The organism is Sphingomonas sp. SDUR79, assembly GCF_056821745.1.
This window is the reverse complement of record NZ_JBPDIN010000001.1, coordinates 985,501-1,005,756: the sequence shown is the minus strand read 5'-3', so window position 1 is coordinate 1,005,756 and position 20,256 is coordinate 985,501. Positions and strand designations below refer to the sequence as shown.

General features: G+C 65.2%; 15 protein-coding genes and 3 tRNA genes. 8 read left to right on the top strand and 10 right to left on the bottom strand.

Annotation, left to right across the window (positions count from 1 at the left end; genetic code table 11):
• Nucleotides 1–106 precede the first annotated feature (106 nt).
• A tRNA-Cys gene (locus ACRYLO_RS04780) sits at nucleotides 107–180 on the top strand.
• A gap of 9 nt (nucleotides 181–189) precedes the next feature.
• Here ACRYLO_RS04780 and ACRYLO_RS04775 read toward each other — a convergent pair.
• Entirely contained in the window at nucleotides 190–1,407 is a 1,218-nt protein-coding gene (locus ACRYLO_RS04775; protein ID WP_482659119.1) for an NAD(P)/FAD-dependent oxidoreductase, read from the bottom strand.
• A 142-nt stretch (nucleotides 1,408–1,549) separates the two neighbouring features.
• On the opposite strand from ACRYLO_RS04775, the gene ACRYLO_RS04770 reads away from it, so the two are divergent.
• A complete protein-coding gene (locus ACRYLO_RS04770; RefSeq protein ID WP_482659118.1) occupies nucleotides 1,550–3,337 on the top strand; it encodes an acyltransferase family protein in 1,788 nt (595 codons plus the stop codon).
• Here the strand turns inward: ACRYLO_RS04770 and putA are convergent.
• Nucleotides 3,334–6,933 carry a trifunctional transcriptional regulator/proline dehydrogenase/L-glutamate gamma-semialdehyde dehydrogenase gene (gene putA, locus ACRYLO_RS04765; protein ID WP_482659117.1) on the bottom strand — a complete coding sequence of 1,200 codons (3,600 nt, stop codon included), beginning with the start codon at nucleotides 6,931–6,933 and terminating at the stop codon, nucleotides 3,334–3,336. The two genes, ACRYLO_RS04770 and putA, sit on opposite strands and share 4 nt — an antisense overlap.
• A gap of 94 nt (nucleotides 6,934–7,027) precedes the next feature.
• Here putA and ACRYLO_RS04760 point away from each other — a divergent pair, with 94 nt between their 5' ends.
• The gene (locus ACRYLO_RS04760) at nucleotides 7,028–7,501 is read left to right on the top strand and encodes an Lrp/AsnC family transcriptional regulator (RefSeq protein WP_482659116.1); all 474 of its coding nucleotides are present in this window, start codon (nucleotides 7,028–7,030) and stop codon (nucleotides 7,499–7,501) included.
• 4 nt (nucleotides 7,502–7,505) lie between these two features.
• Here the strand turns inward: ACRYLO_RS04760 and ACRYLO_RS04755 are convergent.
• The 5 genes from ACRYLO_RS04755 to ACRYLO_RS04735 form a co-directional block, all read right to left on the bottom strand.
• Nucleotides 7,506–7,582 (bottom strand) — tRNA-Met (locus ACRYLO_RS04755).
• Nucleotides 7,583–7,651: 69 nt separating this feature from the next.
• Nucleotides 7,652–8,161: a 2'-5' RNA ligase family protein gene (locus ACRYLO_RS04750; RefSeq protein WP_482659115.1), complete on the bottom strand. Its 510-nt coding sequence runs from the start codon at nucleotides 8,159–8,161 to the stop codon at nucleotides 7,652–7,654.
• A 134-nt stretch (nucleotides 8,162–8,295) separates the two neighbouring features.
• The gene (locus ACRYLO_RS04745) at nucleotides 8,296–10,224 is read right to left on the bottom strand and encodes a potassium transporter Kup (RefSeq protein WP_482659114.1); all 1,929 of its coding nucleotides are present in this window, start codon (nucleotides 10,222–10,224) and stop codon (nucleotides 8,296–8,298) included.
• A gap of 150 nt (nucleotides 10,225–10,374) precedes the next feature.
• Nucleotides 10,375–10,548, bottom strand: a complete 174-nt coding sequence (locus tag ACRYLO_RS04740) for a hypothetical protein (protein ID WP_482659113.1) — start codon at nucleotides 10,546–10,548, stop codon at nucleotides 10,375–10,377.
• 115 nt (nucleotides 10,549–10,663) lie between these two features.
• The gene (locus ACRYLO_RS04735) at nucleotides 10,664–11,137 is read right to left on the bottom strand and encodes an Lrp/AsnC family transcriptional regulator (protein ID WP_482659112.1); all 474 of its coding nucleotides are present in this window, start codon (nucleotides 11,135–11,137) and stop codon (nucleotides 10,664–10,666) included.
• Between the two features lie 141 nt (nucleotides 11,138–11,278).
• On the opposite strand from ACRYLO_RS04735, the gene ald reads away from it, so the two are divergent.
• Entirely contained in the window at nucleotides 11,279–12,385 is a 1,107-nt protein-coding gene (gene ald, locus ACRYLO_RS04730; RefSeq protein WP_482659111.1) for an alanine dehydrogenase, read from the top strand.
• Between the two features lie 60 nt (nucleotides 12,386–12,445).
• Here ald and ACRYLO_RS04725 read toward each other — a convergent pair whose 3' ends face one another.
• On the bottom strand, nucleotides 12,446–12,868 hold the full coding sequence (locus tag ACRYLO_RS04725; protein ID WP_482659110.1) for a hypothetical protein: 423 nt from the start codon (nucleotides 12,866–12,868) through the stop codon (nucleotides 12,446–12,448).
• 330 nt (nucleotides 12,869–13,198) lie between these two features.
• On the opposite strand from ACRYLO_RS04725, the gene rpsA reads away from it, so the two are divergent.
• From rpsA to ACRYLO_RS04705, 4 genes are all read left to right on the top strand, one after another.
• Nucleotides 13,199–14,911 carry a 30S ribosomal protein S1 gene (rpsA, locus tag ACRYLO_RS04720; protein WP_482659109.1) on the top strand — a complete coding sequence of 571 codons (1,713 nt, stop codon included), beginning with the start codon at nucleotides 13,199–13,201 and terminating at the stop codon, nucleotides 14,909–14,911.
• Between the two features lie 184 nt (nucleotides 14,912–15,095).
• A complete protein-coding gene (locus ACRYLO_RS04715; RefSeq protein ID WP_482659108.1) occupies nucleotides 15,096–15,374 on the top strand; it encodes an integration host factor subunit beta in 279 nt (92 codons plus the stop codon).
• 101 nt (nucleotides 15,375–15,475) lie between these two features.
• Nucleotides 15,476–15,563, top strand: a tRNA-Leu gene (locus ACRYLO_RS04710).
• Between the two features lie 18 nt (nucleotides 15,564–15,581).
• Nucleotides 15,582–16,967 (top strand): hypothetical protein, encoded by a 1,386-nt coding sequence (locus tag ACRYLO_RS04705; protein ID WP_482659107.1) that lies wholly within the window; start codon nucleotides 15,582–15,584, stop codon nucleotides 16,965–16,967.
• Here the strand turns inward: ACRYLO_RS04705 and ACRYLO_RS04700 are convergent.
• Together ACRYLO_RS04700 and ACRYLO_RS04695 are read right to left on the bottom strand one after the other, a co-directional pair.
• Nucleotides 16,964–18,298, bottom strand: a complete 1,335-nt coding sequence (locus ACRYLO_RS04700; protein WP_482659106.1) for a sigma-54-dependent transcriptional regulator — start codon at nucleotides 18,296–18,298, stop codon at nucleotides 16,964–16,966. The two genes, ACRYLO_RS04705 and ACRYLO_RS04700, sit on opposite strands and share 4 nt — an antisense overlap.
• Nucleotides 18,298–20,061, bottom strand: coding sequence for a sensor histidine kinase (locus tag ACRYLO_RS04695; protein ID WP_482659105.1), 1,764 nt, complete (start codon nucleotides 20,059–20,061; stop codon nucleotides 18,298–18,300). Before ACRYLO_RS04695 ends, ACRYLO_RS04700 begins: the two co-directional genes overlap by 1 nt.
• Nucleotides 20,062–20,256 lie beyond the last annotated feature (195 nt).

Genomic DNA, 20,256 nt, shown 5'->3' with positions numbered 1-20,256 from the left:
GCTTGTATCGCGTGCCGCCGCCTACGCCAAGCAAGCTTCCCCGCAAAATTCGCATCGGCGGTTGACACGGGCGTCCGCCCCGCGCACATCGCGCCCTCGCTGTCGAGGCCCGATGGCGGAGTGGTTACGCAGAGGACTGCAAATCCTTGCACGCCGGTTCGATTCCGGCTCGGGCCTCCAGCCTTTACTTCAGGCAAGTTCTTTGAGCGGCACACTCGCATCTGCGAGCGCCGCCGCGTCGGGCGACAGCCGCTCCACGACCAGTTTGCGCCCCTGCACGAAGTCCTTGGTCGCGTTGACGCAATCGAGCGCGATCACCCGGCCCTCTTTCAGATAGACGACCGAAAAGCTGCGGTTCGCCGGATCGCCACGCAGGATCGCCTGGTCATGGCCGGTCGACAGGCCGACGGTCTGGAGCTTCAAATCATATTGGTTCGACCAGAACCACGGCACCGCGTCATAGGCCAGTTCCTGCCCCATGATCGTCTTCGCCACCAACGTCGCCTGATCATTGGCGTTTTGTACCGATTCGAGCCGGATCGGCATGTCGTCGGCGAAGCGATTGGCGTGCAGCGCACAGTCGCCGATCGCGAAGATATCGGGCAGCGAGGTGCGGCACTGATGGTCCACCGCAACGCCATTGCCGCCCTCCGCACCCGCCGCGATCAGCGGTTCGACGGCCGGAACGATGCCAATGCCGACGATCACCATCTGCGCCGGAATGACCTCACCGTCCTGCATGCGGACGCCGCTCACCCGGCCCTCACCCTCGATACAGTCGACCGCCGCGCCCAGCCGCACATCGACGCCATGCGCGCGATGCTCGGCCTCGTAGAAGCGCGACAGCGGTTCGCCCGCGACGCGCGCCAGCACCCGATCCAGCGCTTCGAGCAGCACGACCTTCTTGCCGAACTTGGCGAGCACCGCCGCCGCCTCCAGCCCGATATAGCCGCCGCCGATCACCACCGCCTGTTCGATCCCGTCCAGCTCGGCGAGCATCCGGTCCGCGTCCGCGCGGGTGCGGACGGTGTGGACGCCGATCAGGTCATTGCCCGCGCACCCGATCCGGCGCGGGCTGCCGCCGGTGGCCCAGATCAGCTGGCCATAGCCGATCGTCGCGCCATCCGCTGTGGTCACGCTGTGCGCAACCGGATCGACCACGACCACGCGCCGGTTCAGCAACATCTCGACATCGCGCTCGGCCCAGAACGCCACGGGGCGGATCAGGATGCGTTCGAACGCCTTCTCGCCAGAAAAATACTCTTTCGACAGCGGCGGGCGCTCATAGGGCAGCTCGGGTTCGTCGCCGATGATCGCGATCGTTCCTTCGAACTTGGCCTGACGCAGCGCGATCGCCGCCTGCGCCCCGCCATGCCCCGCGCCCACGATCACGATATCGAACTGCATGTTTCGCTCCCGTATTTTGCGGTGCGGCTAGCAGCGGTCGCGGCGATGGCCAACACAAAGTGGCTGGTGCCGCACGAAGCCGGGCTTGCACGCCGCCGTCGCGCCGGGCCATGAGCGGTCGATACCCATAAGCGGAAGACCGATGGAGCGCAGGAACGATATTGACGGGCTGCGCGCGCTGGCCGTGCTGGGCGTGGTGCTGCACCATGCCGGCCTCGCCGCGCTGCCCGGCGGGTTCGTGGGCGTCGACGTCTTCTTCGTGATCAGCGGTTTCCTGATTTCCCGGATCATCACCGATGGCTTGGCGGACGGCAGCTTCACGCTCGCGCATTTCTACGAGCGCCGCGCACGCCGCATCCTCCCCGCGCTGGTCCCGGTCGTCGCACTGTCGCTGATCGCCGGCTATTGGCTGCTGCTCCCCGACGATTACGAAAATCTCGGCCAAAGCGCTCTCGCGACGATGTTCTACGCCAACAATGTGCTGCTGACGCTGACCAGCGGCTATTGGGACCTCGCCGCGACATTTAAACCGCTGCTCCATACGTGGAGCCTGGGGGTCGAGGAGCAATTCTACATCGCCTATCCGTTGCTGGCCTTGCTGGTCCTGCGGCGGCGACCCCGGCTGTTCGCGCCGATGCTGGCGGGCGGCATCGCGATCAGCCTGCTGCTCAGCATCGCCCTGTCCGCGCGCCAGCCGGATGCGTCCTTCTACCTGATCCACACCCGCGCATGGGAATTGCTGCTCGGCGCACTGACGGCATGGCACATGCCACGCACACCACAGCCCGAGCGGATCGCGCACGCACTCGCACTGACCGGGCTAGCCATGATTATCGGCGCGATGGTCCTCATCGACGAGACCGCGCCCTATCCCGGCTGGCGCGCGCTCCTGCCATGCGTCGGGACGGCGCTGATCCTCCGCCATGGCGATGCTGGCGGGCTGGCGCAGCGCGTGCTCGGCTGGGGGCCGCTCGTGCTGGTCGGCCTTGCCAGCTACAGCATCTATCTGTGGCATCAGCCGCTCTTCGCCTTTGCGCGGGCGATGAGCATAACCCAGCCGGGTGCGGGCCTGATGACCGTCCTCACCCTTGCCACATTGGCCATTGGCTATGCGAGCTGGCGCTGGGTCGAACAGCCGTTTCGCGATGCGCGGAGATGGCCGCTCCGCCCGTTCTTGGGGCTCGGCATAACGGCCACCGCGCTGGCCGGTGCGGCTGGCCTGGCGGTCTCTGTCACTTCAGGATTGCCACAGCGGACGCCGGACATCGGTCTGAGCGCCGGCGATTACGCTGCGTACAACAATTCCGCCTTCCGCTTTCAGAAGGACCGGTTCGACGATCCCGCGCGACCCAATTTGCTCGTCATCGGCAACAGCATGGCGCGCGACATGATCAACATGCTGGTCGAGAGCAAACGCTTCGACCGGTTCGAAATCGTCTATCGCTCCGACGCCAGTCTCTGTGCGCTGTCCCGCGCGCCCGCCACCACCCGCCAGTTGATCGCGGATGCGCAGGCGGTAATTTTCGTCGCATCGATGTCCGCCCCGCTGGGCTGCAAGACCTCCGCCGCTGACCGGGACTCTATCCTCGCGGGCAAGACCTGGCTGCTGATCGGGCCCAAGGATTTCGGCTACAATCTCAATGCCTGGCTGCGCGTGCCCGTATCACAGCGACCCGGCGTCCGCGCCGCGCTGCTGCCCGAAACCGTCGCGTCCAATGCGCTCTATGCCGCGCTGGCCCCGCCCGAGCATTATGTGGACCTGCTGGGCATCATGCAGCGCCGCCATGGCGGGCTGCCCGTGTTCGATGCACAGGGCCGCATCCTGTCAGCGGACCGCATCCACCTGACCCAGGCGGGCGCGCAATTCTTCGCCGCGACCGTGCTGGACGATCCCGTATGGCGGCCCGTACTGGCAAGCGCGCAGCGTTAGGCCATCGCCATCAGGCTGGCATTGCCGCCCGCCGCCGTCGTGTTGATCGAGGTCGAAACCTCCTCCACCAGCCAGTCGAGCCGCGGCGTCCCCGCCTGCGCCAGCACGATCGGCCCGGGCAGGTCGGCGATGTCGGCAAGCGCAGCCAGCCGCGCCGCGGCATCGCCCTCGATCAGCGCGCCGCCGAACGGCCCCGCCGCGCGCCAGTCCGCGACCCAGTCGATCCGCTGCGCCACCCGCTCGGGCAGCCCGGCCAGCGCGTCGCGCAACGCTGCATTGCCGATCACCGCGCGGTTGCCCGTGGCCAGCACCGCACACAGCTGTTCGACCAGCCCCGCGCGCGTCTGCGGCAACAGCAGCACCCGACTGCGCGGATGAATGGTGTAGAGATTGGTCTCGCCCACCGGCCCCGGCAGTTCGAGTTGCGCACCGAGCAGCGACGCCTCGCCCGCCTCTCGCGCACAATCGCCACCCTCGCCGAGCCACAGCGCGAAATCGCGCAGCGCCGGGTCGGATGCGGACGAGGCGAGGTCCGCCGGCACCGTCGGCGCCTTGACCAGCCGCCCGAGATAAAGCGGCCCGCCCGCCTTCGGCCCGGTGCCGGACAGGCCCCGCCCGCCGAACGGCTGGACCCCGACCACCGCGCCGATGATGTTGCGGTTGATGTAGAGGTTGCCCGCCTCGACCCGCTGGGTGACATGCTCGACCGTCTCATCCAGCCGCGTGTGCAGGCCAAAGGTCAGGCCGTATCCAGTCGCGTTGATCGCATCGATCACCCGGTCGAGGTCGCGGCGCTGGTACCGCATCACATGCAGCACCGGGCCGAACACCTCACGCTGCAGATCGGCGATCGCATCGATTTCGACGATGGTCGGGGGCACGAACGTCCCCTGCCCGGTCTCACCGGCCAGTTCGATCTGTTCGACGCGGCGACCTAGTCGGCGCATCTTCTCGATATGGCTGTTGATGTTGATCTGTGCCTCAACGCTGATCACCGGACCGATATCGGTCGACAGCCGGTCGGTGCGCCCGATCGACAGTTCGTGCAGCGCGCCGCGCAGCATCGTCAGGATGCGGTCGGCCACATCCTCCTGCAGGCAGAGCACGCGCAGCGCCGAGCAGCGCTGCCCCGCGCTGTCAAAGGCCGAGGCGATGACATCGGCGACGACCTGTTCGGCCAGCGCCGAACTATCGACGATCATCGCATTCTGCCCGCCGGTTTCGGCAATGAACGGGATCGGCGTGCCATCGCTGGCAAGGCGCGTGGCAAGCTGCCGCTGGATAATCCGCGCGACCTCGGTCGACCCCGTAAACATCACCCCCTGAGTGCCCGCCGCACCAACCAGCGCCGCGCCTATCTGACCATCGCCGGGAACCAGCTGAACCACATCAGCCGGCACGCCCGCCGCGTGCAGGATCGCAATGCCCTGCGCGGCGATCAGCGGGGTTTCCTCGGCCGGTTTGGCAAGGACGGGGTTGCCGGTCACCAGCGCGGCCGCGACTTGCCCGATGAAGATCGCCAGCGGGAAATTCCACGGGCTGATGCACACCACCGCCCCCAGCGGGGCATGCGCCGCACCCAGCGTCGCGCGCGCCTGCTGCGCATAGTAACGCAGGAAATCGACCGCCTCGCGCACCTCGGCAATCGCGTTGGGCGCGGATTTGCCCGCCTCGCGCATGATCAGCCCCATCAGCAACTGCATCCGCGAGTCCATGAGGTCCGCGGCACGGTCGAGGCACGCGGCGCGGTCGGCGACCGGGACGGCGGCCCAGTCCGCAGCGACCGACTGCGCGGCTTCCACCGCCTGCAGCGCAGCCGCCTCGCTCATCTCGACCACGGTTCCGACGATGTCGAGCGCATCGGCCGGGTTCGCCACCGGGCGCGACTTGCCCTCGCCGTTCGCGGGCTGTGCCAGCCAGCCAATCTCCGCACTTTCACGCAACGCATCGCCGAGCGCGGCCAGCGCGGTCTCGTCCGACAGATCGATGCCCGCCGAATTGACCCGCGCGCCATACAGGTCACGGGGCAGAGCGATGATCGGATGCTTGGATCCCGGCGCATCCATCGCGGTCACGACCTGAACCGGGTCGGTCACCAGCTCGGCGATCGACACTTCGGGATTGGCGATGCGGTTGACGAAGCTCGAATTCGCGCCGTTCTCAAGCAGACGGCGGACGAGATAAGCGAGCAACGTCTCGTGCGTCCCGACCGGAGCATAGATGCGGCACGGCCGGTTCAGCTTATCGCTACCCACCACCTCATCATATAGCGGCTCGCCCATGCCGTGCAGGCACTGGAACTCATAATCGCCGATCGCAAAGTCGGGCCCGGCGAGCTGGTAGATCGTCGCCAGCGACTGCGCATTGTGCGTCGCAAACTGCGGGAAAACATGCGCCTTCGCCGCGAGCAGCTTCCGCGCGCACGCAATGTACGCGACATCGGTATGCACCTTGCGGGTATAGACCGGGAAATCAGCCAACCCATCGACCTGCGCCCGCTTGATCTCCGCGTCCCAATAGGCGCCCTTGACCAGCCGCACCATGATCCGCCGTTCGGCGCGCTGGGCGAGATCGATGATCCAGTCGATCACGAACGGGCAGCGCTTGCCATAGGCCTGCACCACGAAGCCAAGACCGTCCCAGCCCGCCAGATCGGGGTCGAGCGCGAGGCTCTCGAGCAGGTCGAGCGAGAGTTCTAGCCGGTCGGCCTCCTCGGCATCGATGTTGAGGCCGATATCGTGCGACTTCGCCAGCACCGCCAGCGCCTTCACGCGCGGCAGCAGTTCGGCCATCACCCGCTCCGCCTGAGCGCGGGCATAGCGCGGGTGCAGCGCCGACAGCTTGATCGAAATGCCAGGGCCCCCGACCACGCCGCGCCCCGCCGACGCCGCGCCGATCGCGTTCACCGCATTCTCGTAGTCGCGATAATAGCGGTCAGCATCGGCCATCGTCGTCGCCGCCTCGCCCAGCATATCATAGCTATACTGGAAGCCGCGCGCCTCCAGCGGCCGCGCGCGCTTCAGCGCCTCGGCGATCGTCTCGCCGGTGACGAACTGCTCGCCCATCATCCGCATCGCCATATCGACGCCGCGCCGGATCACCGGCTCGCCCGCGCGCGCGATCAGGCGCGTCAGTGCAGCGGCAAGACCGGCGTCATTGACGCTGCCGGTCAGTTTGCCGGTGACCACCAGCCCCCAGGTCGCGGCATTGACGAACAGCGAACGGCCGTCGCCGACATGGCTCTTCCAGTCGCCGTCCGAAATCTTGTCGCGGATCAGCGCGTCGCGGGTCGCGGCATCCGGAATGCGCAGCAGCGCTTCGGCGAGGCACATCAGCGCCACGCCCTCCTGGCTCGACAGCGCATATTCCTGCACCAGCCCCTCGACACCGGTGCCCTTGTGCTTGGCACGCAGGGCGGTGATCAGCCCGGTCGCGGTCGCCCTCGCCGCCGCACGCACGCCTGTCGGCATCGTCGCCGCTTCGATCAGCGGGGCGAGGCATTCGGGCTCGGGCCGCCGATAGGCGGAGGTGATCGCGGCGCGCAGCGGGGTGGCAGGACGAACGGGCGGGGCGAAGTCGGCGAAGGGCTGAGTCATTGCGCGATATTATCAGATGCGAGCGCGGCAGATGGACTTTTGAATTGCCTTTGACCTATCATATTGCCTTCAAATCGACGTCAGGACAGATCAAATGCGCCACAACCTGCTCGAGCACAGCGATCTTAATCCGTTCGACCGCAAGATCGTGGAAATCCTGCGCGTCGATGGTCGCATCTCGATCACAGATCTTGCCGCCCGCGTGGGCCTGTCCAAAACGCCATGCCAGGTGCGCGTGAAGCGCCTGGTCGCCAGCGGCGTGATCCGCGGTTTCCGCGCGATCGTCGACCCCGCCCGCCTTGGTCTCGACCATATCGCCTTTACCGAGGTGAAGCTGTCCGACACGCGCGAGGATGCGCTGGAGGCATTCCGCCAAGCCGTGCTGCGCATCCCCGAGGTCGAGGAATGCCACATGATCGCCAGCAGCTTCGACTATCTGCTCAAGGTCCGCACCGCCGATATCCGCCGCTATCGCGAAGTGCTGGGCGAGCGCATCTCCAGCCTGCCGCATGTGGCGAGCACCTCCACCTTCGTCGCGATGGAGACGATCAAGGATGCCGGCGGCTGACGAATGGTAGCGGAGGAGGGACTTGAACCCCCGACCCCAGGATTATGATTCCCGTGCTCTAACCAACTGAGCTACTCCGCCCTACCAAGGCGCCTCGCGACCCTTCGGCGCGAGCGAGAGCGGCGCACATAGGCAGCGTTTCCGGCCCGGTCAAGCGAACATGTGCCGCGAGATCGGCTCCCATGGCCCGCCGCGATAATACCAGGCGGCGAGACCGGCGATCTCCACCTCGCGCGGCTGGAAATCCTGGCTCAGCGCCGTCAGCAACAGCTTGGCGATCGACGGTGCAACCTTGTTCTGGATGGTGACGTGCGGGCGCCAGCCGCCGGCGTCCTGCGGCGTCAGCATCCCGGCAAAGGCTTCGCTAAGATCACTGCGGATCGCGGCCAGTCCGCGTGACTCAATCTTCACCGCCACCCCCCGCCCCAGCGACATCAGCCCCGCCGCCCGCGCCGCGGGCGCACGCACCCCGCGCGTGGCGGCATTCAGGCGACGTTTGAGCTCGTCCAGCGCCGACGGCGGGAGGTGGTGGAACAGCGTCAGATGCGCAGCGAGCACATTGCGCTCGGGCGGAAAATGCGCCCGCCGCAGCGCATCGAACGCGGCCTGATCCTGCCGTCCGAACAGCGCGGAGACGATGATCGGGGCGGATGCGGTCATCCCCTACTCGTCACCCCGGACTTGTTCGGGGGTCCACTGCGCGCCTGGCCCAGCGGCATGAGGCTCAAGCTCCGCGCTTGCGGCACGGCGGCCCCCGGCACAGGGCCGGGGCGACAAAGTGATGGGCCCCCGCTTCAAATCTCGACCTGGCTCCCCAGTTCGACCACGCGGTTGGTGGGCAGACGGAAAAATTCCATCGCACTTTCGGCGTTGCGCAACATCCACGCGAACAGCTTTTCGCGCCAGATCCGCATCCCTGGATGCTCGGACGGCAACAACGTCTGGCGCGACAGGAAGAAGCTGGTGTCCATCATGTTGAACGCGCCGCCACAGGTGCTGCATGCCTTCAGCGCCGCAGGGACATCCGCCTCCTGCATGAACCCGTAAAGGATCTTCATGCGATGGAAGCCCTGCCCCAGATCGTCGAGTGTGACGCGGTCCTTGTCGTCGACATAGGGCTGGTCGGCGATCTTGACTGTAAGCAGCACCACCCGCTCGTGCAGCACCTTGTTGTGTTTGAGGTTGTGGAGCAGCGCGTGGGGCACGCCCTCGGGCGTCGAGGTCATGAACACCGCCGTGCCCTTCACCCGCGTCGCCGAGCTGGCGGCGGACTGGATGAACACCTTGATCGGCATCGCCGCCTCACGCATCCGCTCGACCATCAGGCGACGGCCCTTTGACCAGGTCGTGAGCAGCGTGAAGATCACCACGCCAACCAGCAGCGGGAACCAGCCGCCATCGGGCACCTTGGTCATATTCGCCGTGAAATAGGCGAGATCGACGACAAAGAAGAGCGCGAGCAGCGGAACCGCATAGCGCTTCTTCCACTTCCACAATCCGAACAGCACCACCGCGATCAGGAAATTGTCGATCAGCATCGCCCCGGTCACCGCGATTCCATAAGCGGCCGTGAGGTTGGACGAAGTCTGGAAGGTCAGCACGAGCAGGATGATCGCGATCATCAGCGCCCAGTTGATCAGCGGAATGTAGATCTGTCCCGCCGTATCCGCGCTGGTATGGCTGATGCGCAGGCGCGGGATAAAGCCGAGCTGGATACCCTGCTGCGTCACCGAGAAGGCGCCGGTAATCACCGCCTGCGACGCGATGATCGCGGCCATGGTCGCAACGCCGACCAGCGGCAGGCGCAGATATTCCGGCGCGAGCATGTAGAATGGGCTCTGCAACGCGCTGGCGTCGCGCATCAGCAGCGCACCCTGCCCCATATAGTTGAGCATCAGCGCCGGCAGCACGAACCAAAGCCACGACACGCGGATCGGACGCCGCCCGAAATGGCCCATATCGGCATACAGTGCCTCAGCACCGGTCACGGCGAGAACCACCGATCCGAGCGCAAGGAACGCGGCAAAGCCGTCGATCACGAAGAAATGCACCGCATAGCTGGGCAGCAGCGCCCACAGCACTTCGGGCGTCTTGATCACGCTCAGCGTACCGAGCGTGGCAATCGTCGCGAAATAGAAGAGCATGATCGGCCCGAACATCGCGCCAACGCGCGCCGTCCCGGTGCGCTGGATCGAAAACAGCGCCACGAGGATTGCCACTGCGATCGGCAGGATCCAGCCCGAAAAGGTCGGCGCGGCCACCGCAATGCCCTCGACCGCCGACAGCACCGACACTGCAGGCGTAATCATCGAGTCGCCATAGAACAGCGCGGTGGCGAACACGCCGAGCAGCACGATGCCCGCAGTCCACTTCTTTTGCCCGCTCGACCGATTGATCAGCGCGAGCAGCGCCAGGCTCCCGCCCTCGCCCTTATTGTCCGCGCGCATGATGATGCTGACATATTTGAGCGTCACCACCGCCATCATCGACCAGAACATCAGGCTGATGACGCCCATGATGTGTTCCTGGTCCAGCGCGAGGGGATGATGCCCCGCAAAGGTTTCCTTGAATGCATAAAGCGGGCTGGTGCCGATATCGCCGAACACGATCCCGATGGCGCCAACCGCCAGCTTCCACAGCGCTGCCTCGCGGCCATGTCCGTGGTTCTGATCTGTCGGGATCGAGTCGGTAGCCGGCCCGGGGCTTCCGTTGGGCTCGCTCACGGGAGGAACTTACGTGCCGTGGCGAGAGCGCGAGGGGTCATGCGACCAATGCCTGTCCGTTGAAACAACGCGGGCCGTTAGCACGTGCAACATGGGGTAGCAACGGTACGACCCGCATCCCCGGATCGGGTGATCACGGTGCGATCGGCATCACGGCAAACGGCTGGCATCCTCGGCCTCACGCCGACTGTCCATCACCGCATCATACTCCGCTCTCTCGCGACGACGTCGGCGGCGATAGACTGCCTCGTGCGTGTATCTTCGGCTGACGAAATAGCCAATGACGGCGATCGAGATGGCGGCGAGTAAAATCAGCTCAGGCACGCTGTGCTCCCAAAAAACTGGGAGCAATGGCACTCACAGCGAGCCGCAAACGACTCTTGTAGTGCCATAACGCATGGCAACTTTTTTTGATACGGTTATAATAACAATAACAATTTTACTGCGCCGGCCGCACGAACAGCGCATCCGCCTCGCTTCGTGTTGGCACCGATCGCAACACAAAGCTGGAGCTGATTTTGACCACGCCGGGCAAGCGGCCCATTTTTTCGCGGTGCAACCGTTCATAATCGTCAAGATCGCGGCAAAGTATTTTGAGCCGATAATCATAGCCGCCCGACACCAACGCGCATTCGACGATGCCGTCAATCTGGGCGACGGCAGCCTCAAACCGCGCCAGATCCTCGTCCACTTCGGTGCCGAGCGTGATGTCGACGAACGCCGTCACGCTGTAACCGAGCCGACGCAGACCGAGCCGCGCAGCATAGCCCTGAATATGCCCCGATGCCTCCAGCGCCTGAATCCGCCGCGTACAGGCCGAGGGGGATAGCCCCACCTCGCCCGCAATCTGGTTCACCGGTGCGCGCGCATTCTGCGCCAGCAATTTCAGGATTGCCCCGTCGATTCGATCCATCTTGCACAAATTTCCAGTTTTTACGCCGCTCACGCCATAATGATGCAACAGGCACTTGAACAGCGCATGAGTTTGCAGGGATTTGCGGGTCCATCCTGCGCTAGGGATGCGACAGAAACAAAATCCGTCTGGAGGGTGTCCATGCGCGTCGGTGTTCCCAAGGAAATCAAGAATCACGAATATCGCGTGGGCCTCACCCCGCCGCTCGTCGCCGAACTGACCGCCGCCGGCCATGAAGTAGTGGTACAGAGCAATGCCGGCATGGGCATCGACTTCAGCGACCAGGATTACATCGCCGCGGGCGCGCGGATCGTCGGCACCCCGGCCGAGGTGTTCGCGCAGAGCGACATGATCGTGAAGGTGAAGGAACCGCAGCCGAGCGAGATCGCGCTGCTCGAACCGCGCCACACGCTGTTCACCTATCTCCACCTCGCCGCCGACAAGCCCCAGGCCGAGGGGCTGATGAAGTCGGGCGCGACCTGCATCGCCTATGAAACCGTGACCGCGAACGACCGTTCGCTCCCGCTGCTCAAGCCGATGAGCGAGGTCGCGGGCCGCATGTCGGTGCAGGTCGGCGCACATTATCTGGAAAAGGAACAGGGCGGCCGCGGCGTGCTGCTCGGCGGCGTTCCCGGCGTTGCCCCGGCGCGGGTCGCGATCCTCGGCGGTGGCGTGTCGGGCATCAACGCGGCGCAGATGGCAACCGGCCTGCGCGCCGACGTCACCATCTATGACATCAACAACACCCGCCTTGCCGAGCTGGACATGCATTTCGGCAGCCAGATCAAGACCGCCTATGCCAGCAAGTCGGCGATCGCGGCGGCGGTTGCCAATGCGCATCTGGTGATCGGCGCGGTGCTGGTGCCCGGTGCGGCGGCGCCGAAGCTGGTGACCCGCGAGATGCTCAAGACGATGAAGCGCGGCAGCGTGCTGGTCGACATCGCGATCGATCAGGGCGGCTGTTTCGAGACCAGCCATGCCACGACGCATGAGAACCCGGTCTATGAAGTCGACGGTGTGATCCATTATTGCGTCGCCAACATGCCCGGCGCAGTCGCGCGCACCAGCACCTTCGCGCTGAACAACGCGACGCTGCCGTTTGTGATGAAGCTCGCCAATCTCGGCGCGGAAAAGGCGATGGCCGCCGACCCGCATCTGGCGAACGGGCTCAACGTCTATCAGGGCAAGATCGCGTTCAAGGCGGTCGCCGACGATCTCGACCTGCCCTATCAGGCTTGGAGCGCCTGAGGCCCGGCCCCTTTGCTCGCCGTCCCCACTCCCCCCCTCCGCGGGGGCGGCGGGCATCCCTCACACCTCTGCTGTCACCCAGGTTTCCGCAGCGTTGGGTGAGACGAAGATGTTCTGATACTCGACCAGCGTCCTGCGCAGCTGCATCTTGAGCAGGCTGGACTCCACGATCAGCGCGATCCGGTCGCCTGTTCGATAGAGGCGCAGATTGCCCGCGCGCATCTTGTCGGCTGCTTCCTGCGTGCGGATCGGGGCATTGCACAGGTCGGCGATCACCCGGACGCGGCCGTGACAAGCGCGCATGTCGGCAACGATCGGCTCCAGCACCGCAAGGTAGCGATCGACCTCATCACCAAGGCTCAGGCCGACGCAGCGGATGCGGATCACGCCCAGGCGATCGTCGCGGACGATCTCATACTGCCCCGGTATCGATGCCACGACGCGCCCCTGCACGCAGCCAGCCGGCACGGTTACCGCTACCATACACCCTCTCCCCCACAGGTCGTATTGGGTCGGCATGATGGCGGAGCGCGGTAAACAAAGCGTGAGCGGTGGTACCGGTCGGATATCCTTGCGTTTCGGGCCGTTCCCATCTATGGCGCGCCCGTTCTGCGAGCGGCGCTTGCGGAGGGAGGCGCGGGGCTTGTTGCTCCAGCGCCGTTTTCGCTTTTCCAGCAAGAGCGTCAGTCCCTTCGTCCGGGCCGTTCAAGGAATGCCGCGACCGGCGTTCGGCCGCCGTGGCATTTCGGCCTTTTAAGACCGCTGGACCCAACCAGCCGGCCGGAAAAACGATAGTTAGGACTGAACCCTTTTATGGCCACTTCGGCAAACCCCACGCGCGACGATTTCGCCGCGCTTCTCGACCAGACGCTCGGCGGCGCAGAAAGCTTTGAAGGCCGCGTCGTCATCGGCACCGTCACCGGCATCGAAAACGACCTCGCCGTCATCGACGTGGGCCTCAAGAGCGAAGGCCGCGTGCCGCTGCGCGAATTCGCAGCGCCGGGCCAGAAGGCTGACCTGAAGGTCGGCGACGAAGTCCAGGTCTATGTCGACCGCGTCGAGAATGCGAACGGCGAAGCGATGCTCAGCCGCGACCGCGCCCGCCGCGAAGCCGCATGGGACACGCTCGAACTCGAATTCAGCCAGGGCAACCGCGTCGAGGGCGTGATCTTCGGCCGCGTCAAGGGCGGCTTCACCGTCGACCTGTCGGGCGCCGTGGCGTTCCTGCCCGGTTCGCAGGTCGATATCCGTCCGGTCCGCGACGTTCAGCCGCTGATGGACCTGCCGCAGCCGTTCCAGATCCTGAAGATGGACCGCAAGCGCGGCAACATCGTCGTGTCGCGCCGCGCCGTTCTCGAAGAGAACCGCGCAGAGCAGCGTTCGGGCCTGATCCTGAGCCTCGCCGAAGGTCAAGTGATCGACGGCGTCGTCAAGAACATCACCGATTACGGTGCGTTCGTCGACCTGGGCGGCATCGATGGCCTGCTGCACGTCACGGACCTCAGCTACAAGCGCGTCAACCACCCGTCGGAAGTCCTGAACATCGGCGACACCGTCAAGGTTCAGATCATCCGCATCAACCGCGACACCCAGCGCATCTCGCTCGGCATGAAGCAGCTTGAGAGCGATCCGTGGGATGGCGCAGGCAGCAAATATCCGATCGGCGCGAAGCTGTCGGGCCGCGTCACCAACATCACCGAATATGGTGCGTTCGTCGAGCTCGAGGCCGGTATCGAGGGCCTGGTTCACGTGTCGGAAATGAGCTGGACCAAGAAGAACGTCCATCCGGGCAAGATCGTCTCGACCTCCCAGGAAGTCGATGTCGTCGTGCTCGAGGTCGATCAGGAAAAGCGCCGCATCTCGCTCGGCCTCAAGCAGGCTCAGCAGAATCCGTGGGAAGCCTTCGCGTCGGCCCATCCGGTCGGCACCGAGGTCGAGGGCGAAGTCAAGAACGCCACCGAATTCGGCCTGTTCATCGGTCTGGACAACGACGTCGACGGCATGGTCCACATGTCGGACATCGCATGGGGCATCTCGGGCGAGGACGCGCTGGCGCTTCATCGCAAGGGCGAGATGGTCAAAGCCATCGTCCTGGCGATCGAGCCTGACAAGGAGCGCATCAGCCTTGGCATGAAGCAGCTTGAGCGTGGCGGCGTGCCGACCCCGGCAGCCGGCGGTGCCGGTTCGCGCGTCAACAAGAACGAGGTCGTCACGGTCACCGTTCTGGAAGTCCGCGACGCGGGCCTCGAAGTCCAGGTGGGCGACGATGGCGTGACCGGCTTCATCAAGCGCACCGACCTTGGCCGCGACCGCGACGAGCAGCGTCCGGAGCGGTTCCAGGTTGGCCAGAAGTTCGACGCGATGGTCACTGGCCTCGACCGCTCGAAGAAGCCGACCTTCTCGGTCAAGGCGATGCAGATCGCCGAAGAGAAGCAGGCGGTCGCACAATATGGCTCGTCCGATTCGGGCGCGTCGCTGGGCGACATTCTCGGCGAAGCGCTCAAGGCGCGCGAAGAGAAGAAGTAATCGGACTGCGGGCGGGCGCATCGGCGTCCGCCCCTTTCCAATCATTTCAACGGCTTCAGACAATTATTTCAAATTTCGATCGCGGTGAGCAAGATTGTGTTGCCGCCACCCCCACACCCCGCGTAAACCTCAGATTCAGTCGCAGCTGTCGGGATGGCGCCGCAGCTCGAACATGGGGACGCACATGATCCGTTCTGAACTCGTACAGATGCTCGCAACGGACAATCCCGACCTGTCCGCGCGTGAGATCGAGCGGATCGTCGACATCTTCTTTGACGAGATCACCGCGCGCCTGGTCGCGGATGGCCGCGTCGAATTGCGCGGTTTCGGCGCCTTCTCCACCCGCGCGCGCGATGCCCGCACCGGACGCAACCCGCGCACCGGCGAGGCGGTCGATGTGGATGCAAAGCGCGTCCCCTATTTCAAGCCGGGCAAGGAAATGCGCCTGCGCCTCAACATGTAACGGCGCGCCCCAATTTGCTTGGCACCATGCCAGCGGACCGGTAGAGCGCGGAGCGCGTTCTGGCGTTCGGGGGCGACCCGATCCCGCCAGCCAACAAGGACGCGGGCGTGGCGGAATGGTAGACGCACCGGACTTAAAATCCGTTGGGCCGCAAGGCCCGTGGGGGTTCAAGTCCCCCCGCCCGTACCAGTTTGCTCCGCTTCCGATTTGATCGATCCCGGCAGCCCTGCTATTTTACGGCAGTCATATTTGGGGGAAGCCGCGTTGACGCAGCAGTTCGCCGCCCGTGCCGGCCGCCGGTCCGCTCACCCTTCTCCCACCGTGCAACCTGTGTCGGCACGGTCGCCCGCCCAGTTGCAGTTGGCTGCGGTGCTCGGAAAAAGTTCCCGCACGCACATGCTGATCCAGCGGAAGGTCGGTTTGCAGAAATCTGCGCCGCTGCAGCTTTCCGGACGTGATCAGCCGGTCATTCAGCGCAAGAGCGAGGTCAAGTACGACACGCAGACCGTCGGTTACAAGGACGCCAAGGGCAAGATGCATCGCGAAACGGTGGGCAGAGTCGCCGACGCGTGGATCGACGTGACCGACCCGATCACCGGGACATCGCCCGACAGCGGACAGCAGCAAAAGGCCATGTATGCGCGACTGAGGAGCGTATATTTTCAGGGATTTATCCGCGGCCATCTGCTCAATGACAATCTGGGCGGCGTCGGAGATGTGTATAACCTGTTCCCGATCACCTCATCGGCAAATAGCGAGCACAAGGTTTCCGCGGAAGGCAAGCTGAAGGCCAATACGCGCCGTGAAATGGACGCGATGAAGAATGGAGAGAAAGGGCCGTTCTTCGTCCATTATCGCGTAACCGCCACCCCGGCCAATGGCGCCGACCTCACGGCAAATGCAAAAGCGACGTTCCTGTGCGAGATGGTCGCCGCCCATAGCCTGTTGGAGGGCGGCAAGAATGAAGTCTGGACCGTATATAGCCGACCTGGAAAGAAGCGCAGAGCATTAGGCCTGCGCTCAGCGAAAACAGACTATAGCAACCGGATGCTCGGACCGTTCAAGAGCAGCGGCAAGGGCGAACATGCCTCCACCCTGACCAGTCGGATGCGCAGCACCGTCAATGGTTGGCGCGGCGACAAGGATTTCAAGTTCGCGCGCAAAGGCATTGGTGCCCATCTCAGCCTCGTCGACCAGAAGAAACAGGCGCTCAAGAATCTGAAAAATCGGCTCAAAAATCATCCACTACACGACGATTTCTATTTCGATGCGCTGGAGCGCGCAGAGACTCTGCTTGCCGAGGTGCACGACTCCTCCGGCATCCCCACCGCGCTGCAGAAGCTGGAAAAAACCCTGCAACGTTGGACGTTGCAGCGCCGCAAGTGGCAGCTGTTGCACACACTGCGTGAATCGCTGAAGCTTTCGGGGCTGTCGGATACGGTCCAGACCGATATGCACAATTTCGCGGTGACTGAGCTCAACCCGATCGTGGATCTCGCGGCACTGGAACACGCATGGCTTCGGATCACGACCGCGATCGACAACCAGACCAAGCTCCTGCTTCAGAAGCCGCCGCACACCGACCCCAACTAAACCCGCCGCCTGAACTCCCCCGCCGTCAGCCCGGCACGCGCCATCTTGTCGTAAAAAGTCTTGCGTGGGATGCCCAGCAGATCGACCGCGCGGGCGACATTGCCGCGCGTCGCCTCCAGCGCCTCCCGCAGCAGCATCGCTTCATAGGCGGCAACGCGATCGGGCAGCGTCTGGCGTGCTGTTGACGGGCCACTGCCGTCGAGCAGGTTCAGCACCGCGCTGAACGCGAAATTGCGCAGCTCGCGGACATTGCCGGGCCATTCATGGTCGAGCAGATGGCGGCGGATTGCATCGGTCATGCGAAACTCGCCCTGCCCGGTCTGCGCCACCGCCTCGGCAACGAACGCCGCGAACAGCTGCGCAATATCGGAGCGCCGCTCGCGCAGGGGCGGGATCGACAGGCGCACAACGTTCAGCCGGAAATACAGGTCGCTGCGGAACGCCCCCTGTTGCGCAAGCGCCAGCAAGTCACGCTTGGCCGAGGCAATGACGCGCAGGTCGAGCGGGATCGGGCGCTCTGCACCGACCGGCAGCACCTCGCGCTCTTCCAGCACGCGCAGCAGGCGCGGCTGCACCGCCAGCGGCATCCCGTCGATATCGTCGAGGAACAAGGTGCCGCGGCTTGACGCCTCGATCCGGCCGCTGCGTTCGAACCGGCCATGCGGGACCGCGTCGGCGGCATGGCCGAACAGCTCGATCTCGGCATGCGCATCGGGCAGCGCGGCGCAATTGACTGCGACGAAGGCGCGTGAGGCGCGCGGCGAGGCGCGGTGGAGCATCGCCGCCACCAATTCCTTGCCAGTGCCCGTCTCCCCCTCGATCAGCACGTCGACCTCGGCGCGCGCGACCTGTGCGACGCTCTCGCGCAGCCGGACCATTGCCGGGCTGTCGCCGATCAGCGGGCTGTCGGGCGGGCTGGCTGCAGCCGCGCGGAGTGCGCGGTTGTCCAGGATCAGCCGGCGATGCGCGAGCGCGCGGCGGACGGCGGCGACGAGATGGTCTGCTGCGAACGGCTTGGACAGAAAATCGAACGCGCCATCCCGCAGCGCGCCGACCGCCATCGGCACATCGGCATGCCCGGTGATCAGGATGACCGGCAGCTCCGCATCCAATGCGCGGAGGCGTGCGAACAGCTGCAATCCGTCCATGCCCGGCATGCGGATGTCGCTGACCACCACGCCATCGAACTCCGGTCCGATGCCCGCAAGCAGCGACGCAGCGTCAGCGAAGGCGCGGACCGGCAGGCCGGCGAGGTCGAGCGTCTGCACATTCGCCTCGCGCAACGCCGCGTCGTCGTCGACAAAGAAGACGATCTGATCCGCCTCGGCCATCATGCGCGCAACACCGTGAGTTCGAACCGCGCGCCGTCCTCGCTGTCGGCCAGCGCCAGTTCACCGCCGAAATCACGGGCAATGTCGCGCGAGATCGCCAGGCCGAGCCCCAGTCCCTCTTCCCGCCCGGTGACGAATGGCGTGAACAGCTGGTCGCGCAGATCCTGCGGCACGCCCGGGCCATTGTCGCTGACGGTGATGCGCGCACGATCCCCCTCCCCCTCCACCGCAATGACGATGCGCGCGTTCGGTCGCCCGGCAAGCACATCGAGCGCGTTCTGGACGAGATTGATCAGGATCTGCTCAAGCCGCACGCGATCGGCGATGACGCAAATGTTCATATCGCCGATGCGGTCCAGCCGGACTCCCGCCGCACGCACGCGGTCACCGATCAGCAGCATCACCGATTCGATCGCGGACCCGATCTCGACCGCGCCGATATCGGGCGTCCGCTTGCGCGCAAAGCTGCGCAGTTCGCCAGTGATCGCGCCGATCCGCTCGGTCAGTGCGCTGATGCGCCCGAGATTGTCGACGGCGCGCGTGGCATCCCCACGGTCGAGCAGTTGGCGGGCATTGTCGGCAAAGGTGCGGATCGCGGCCACCGGCTGGTTGATCTCATGCGCCACCCCGGCGGTGATCTGCCCCAGCGAGCCGAGGCGACTGGCCTGGGCCAGCTCTTCGCGCGCAGCCCGGTAACGCTGGTCGGCACGCGCGCGCTCGCCGCTTTCGGCCTCGAGCTGACGGTTGGTCTCGCGCAATTCGGCGGTCCGCTCGGCGACCTGGGATTCCAGCGCGGCCCGCGCCGCCGCTTGCAGCAGCTGCCGTTCGCGCGCGCGCCACAGCAACAGCAGCGCGCCGACGATCAGGACAAGCGCGGCAAGCGTCACCAGCCGCGCATTGGCATTGGCGCTGACGAGCGCCGGCCGCAGCGGCATCAGGACGTGCAACTGCGCCCCCGCCAGCGGCGCGGCGATCGAGGCGACGCGGCTATCGCCCGTAATACCGGCCTCGCTCCCACGCGCGTCTGCGCCGTCGATGGTCAGCGCCAGCGGGCCAAGCGGAAGATTGCCATATTGGCGCGTCGCGCGGATCGCCTGGCGGCTCGCGGCGGAGAGCGGCGCGAGCGTGCGGAAACGCCAATCCGGGCGGCCGGTCACGATAACCACACCATGCCGGTCGGTGACGATCGTCGTGCCCTGTTGCGCAGCCCATTGCGCCCGCACGCGTTCGAACTCGATCTTCACCACGATCACGCCGAGCGGGCGGGCGGCAGTGCCGATCCGCTGCGCAAGATATAGTCCGGGCACGCCGCTGACCGTCCCCAGCGCGAACAGCTCCGCGCTGCCGTTACGGAACGCATCGCGGAAATAGGGACGAAAGCCGTAATTCTGGCCGACAAAGCTGGTGGGCAGGCGGTGGTTGCTTGCTGCGACGGTCTTGCCCCGCGCGTCGATGACATAAATTGCCGCAGCGTCGGTGCGCGCGGCGAGCAGCTCCAGCCGGGCATTGACGCGTTCCGCAACGCCGGCCGAGGGCGTTTCGAGCAGCGCCGGGACATCGGGATATTCGGTGAGGACGAGCGGGAGCAGCCGGAATTTCTGAAGCTCGCTGGTCAGCAGCCCGGCATTGGCGCGCGCGAGCTCCGCCGCTGCCGCATCGGTCGCGGCCACCGCCTGCCCCCGCGCCCAGCGCGACGCACCCAGCGCAACTGCCGCCAACAGCACCAGTCCGATCGCCGCAACCAGCGCCAGACGGCGCGACAATCGAGTCGTCCCCATCTCCATTCACGCGGAATATCACACATTACGCAGATACAATGCGCGGAATTTCACACAATTGGTGCAGCGCCAACGCGACCTAATCTGCCTATATAATTGAAGTTACGGTATTAATTACCAACCTTCGCGATTCCCCCTGTCCCAGCCATATTTTCGGCAACTATAGCCAGACGCGCCAAT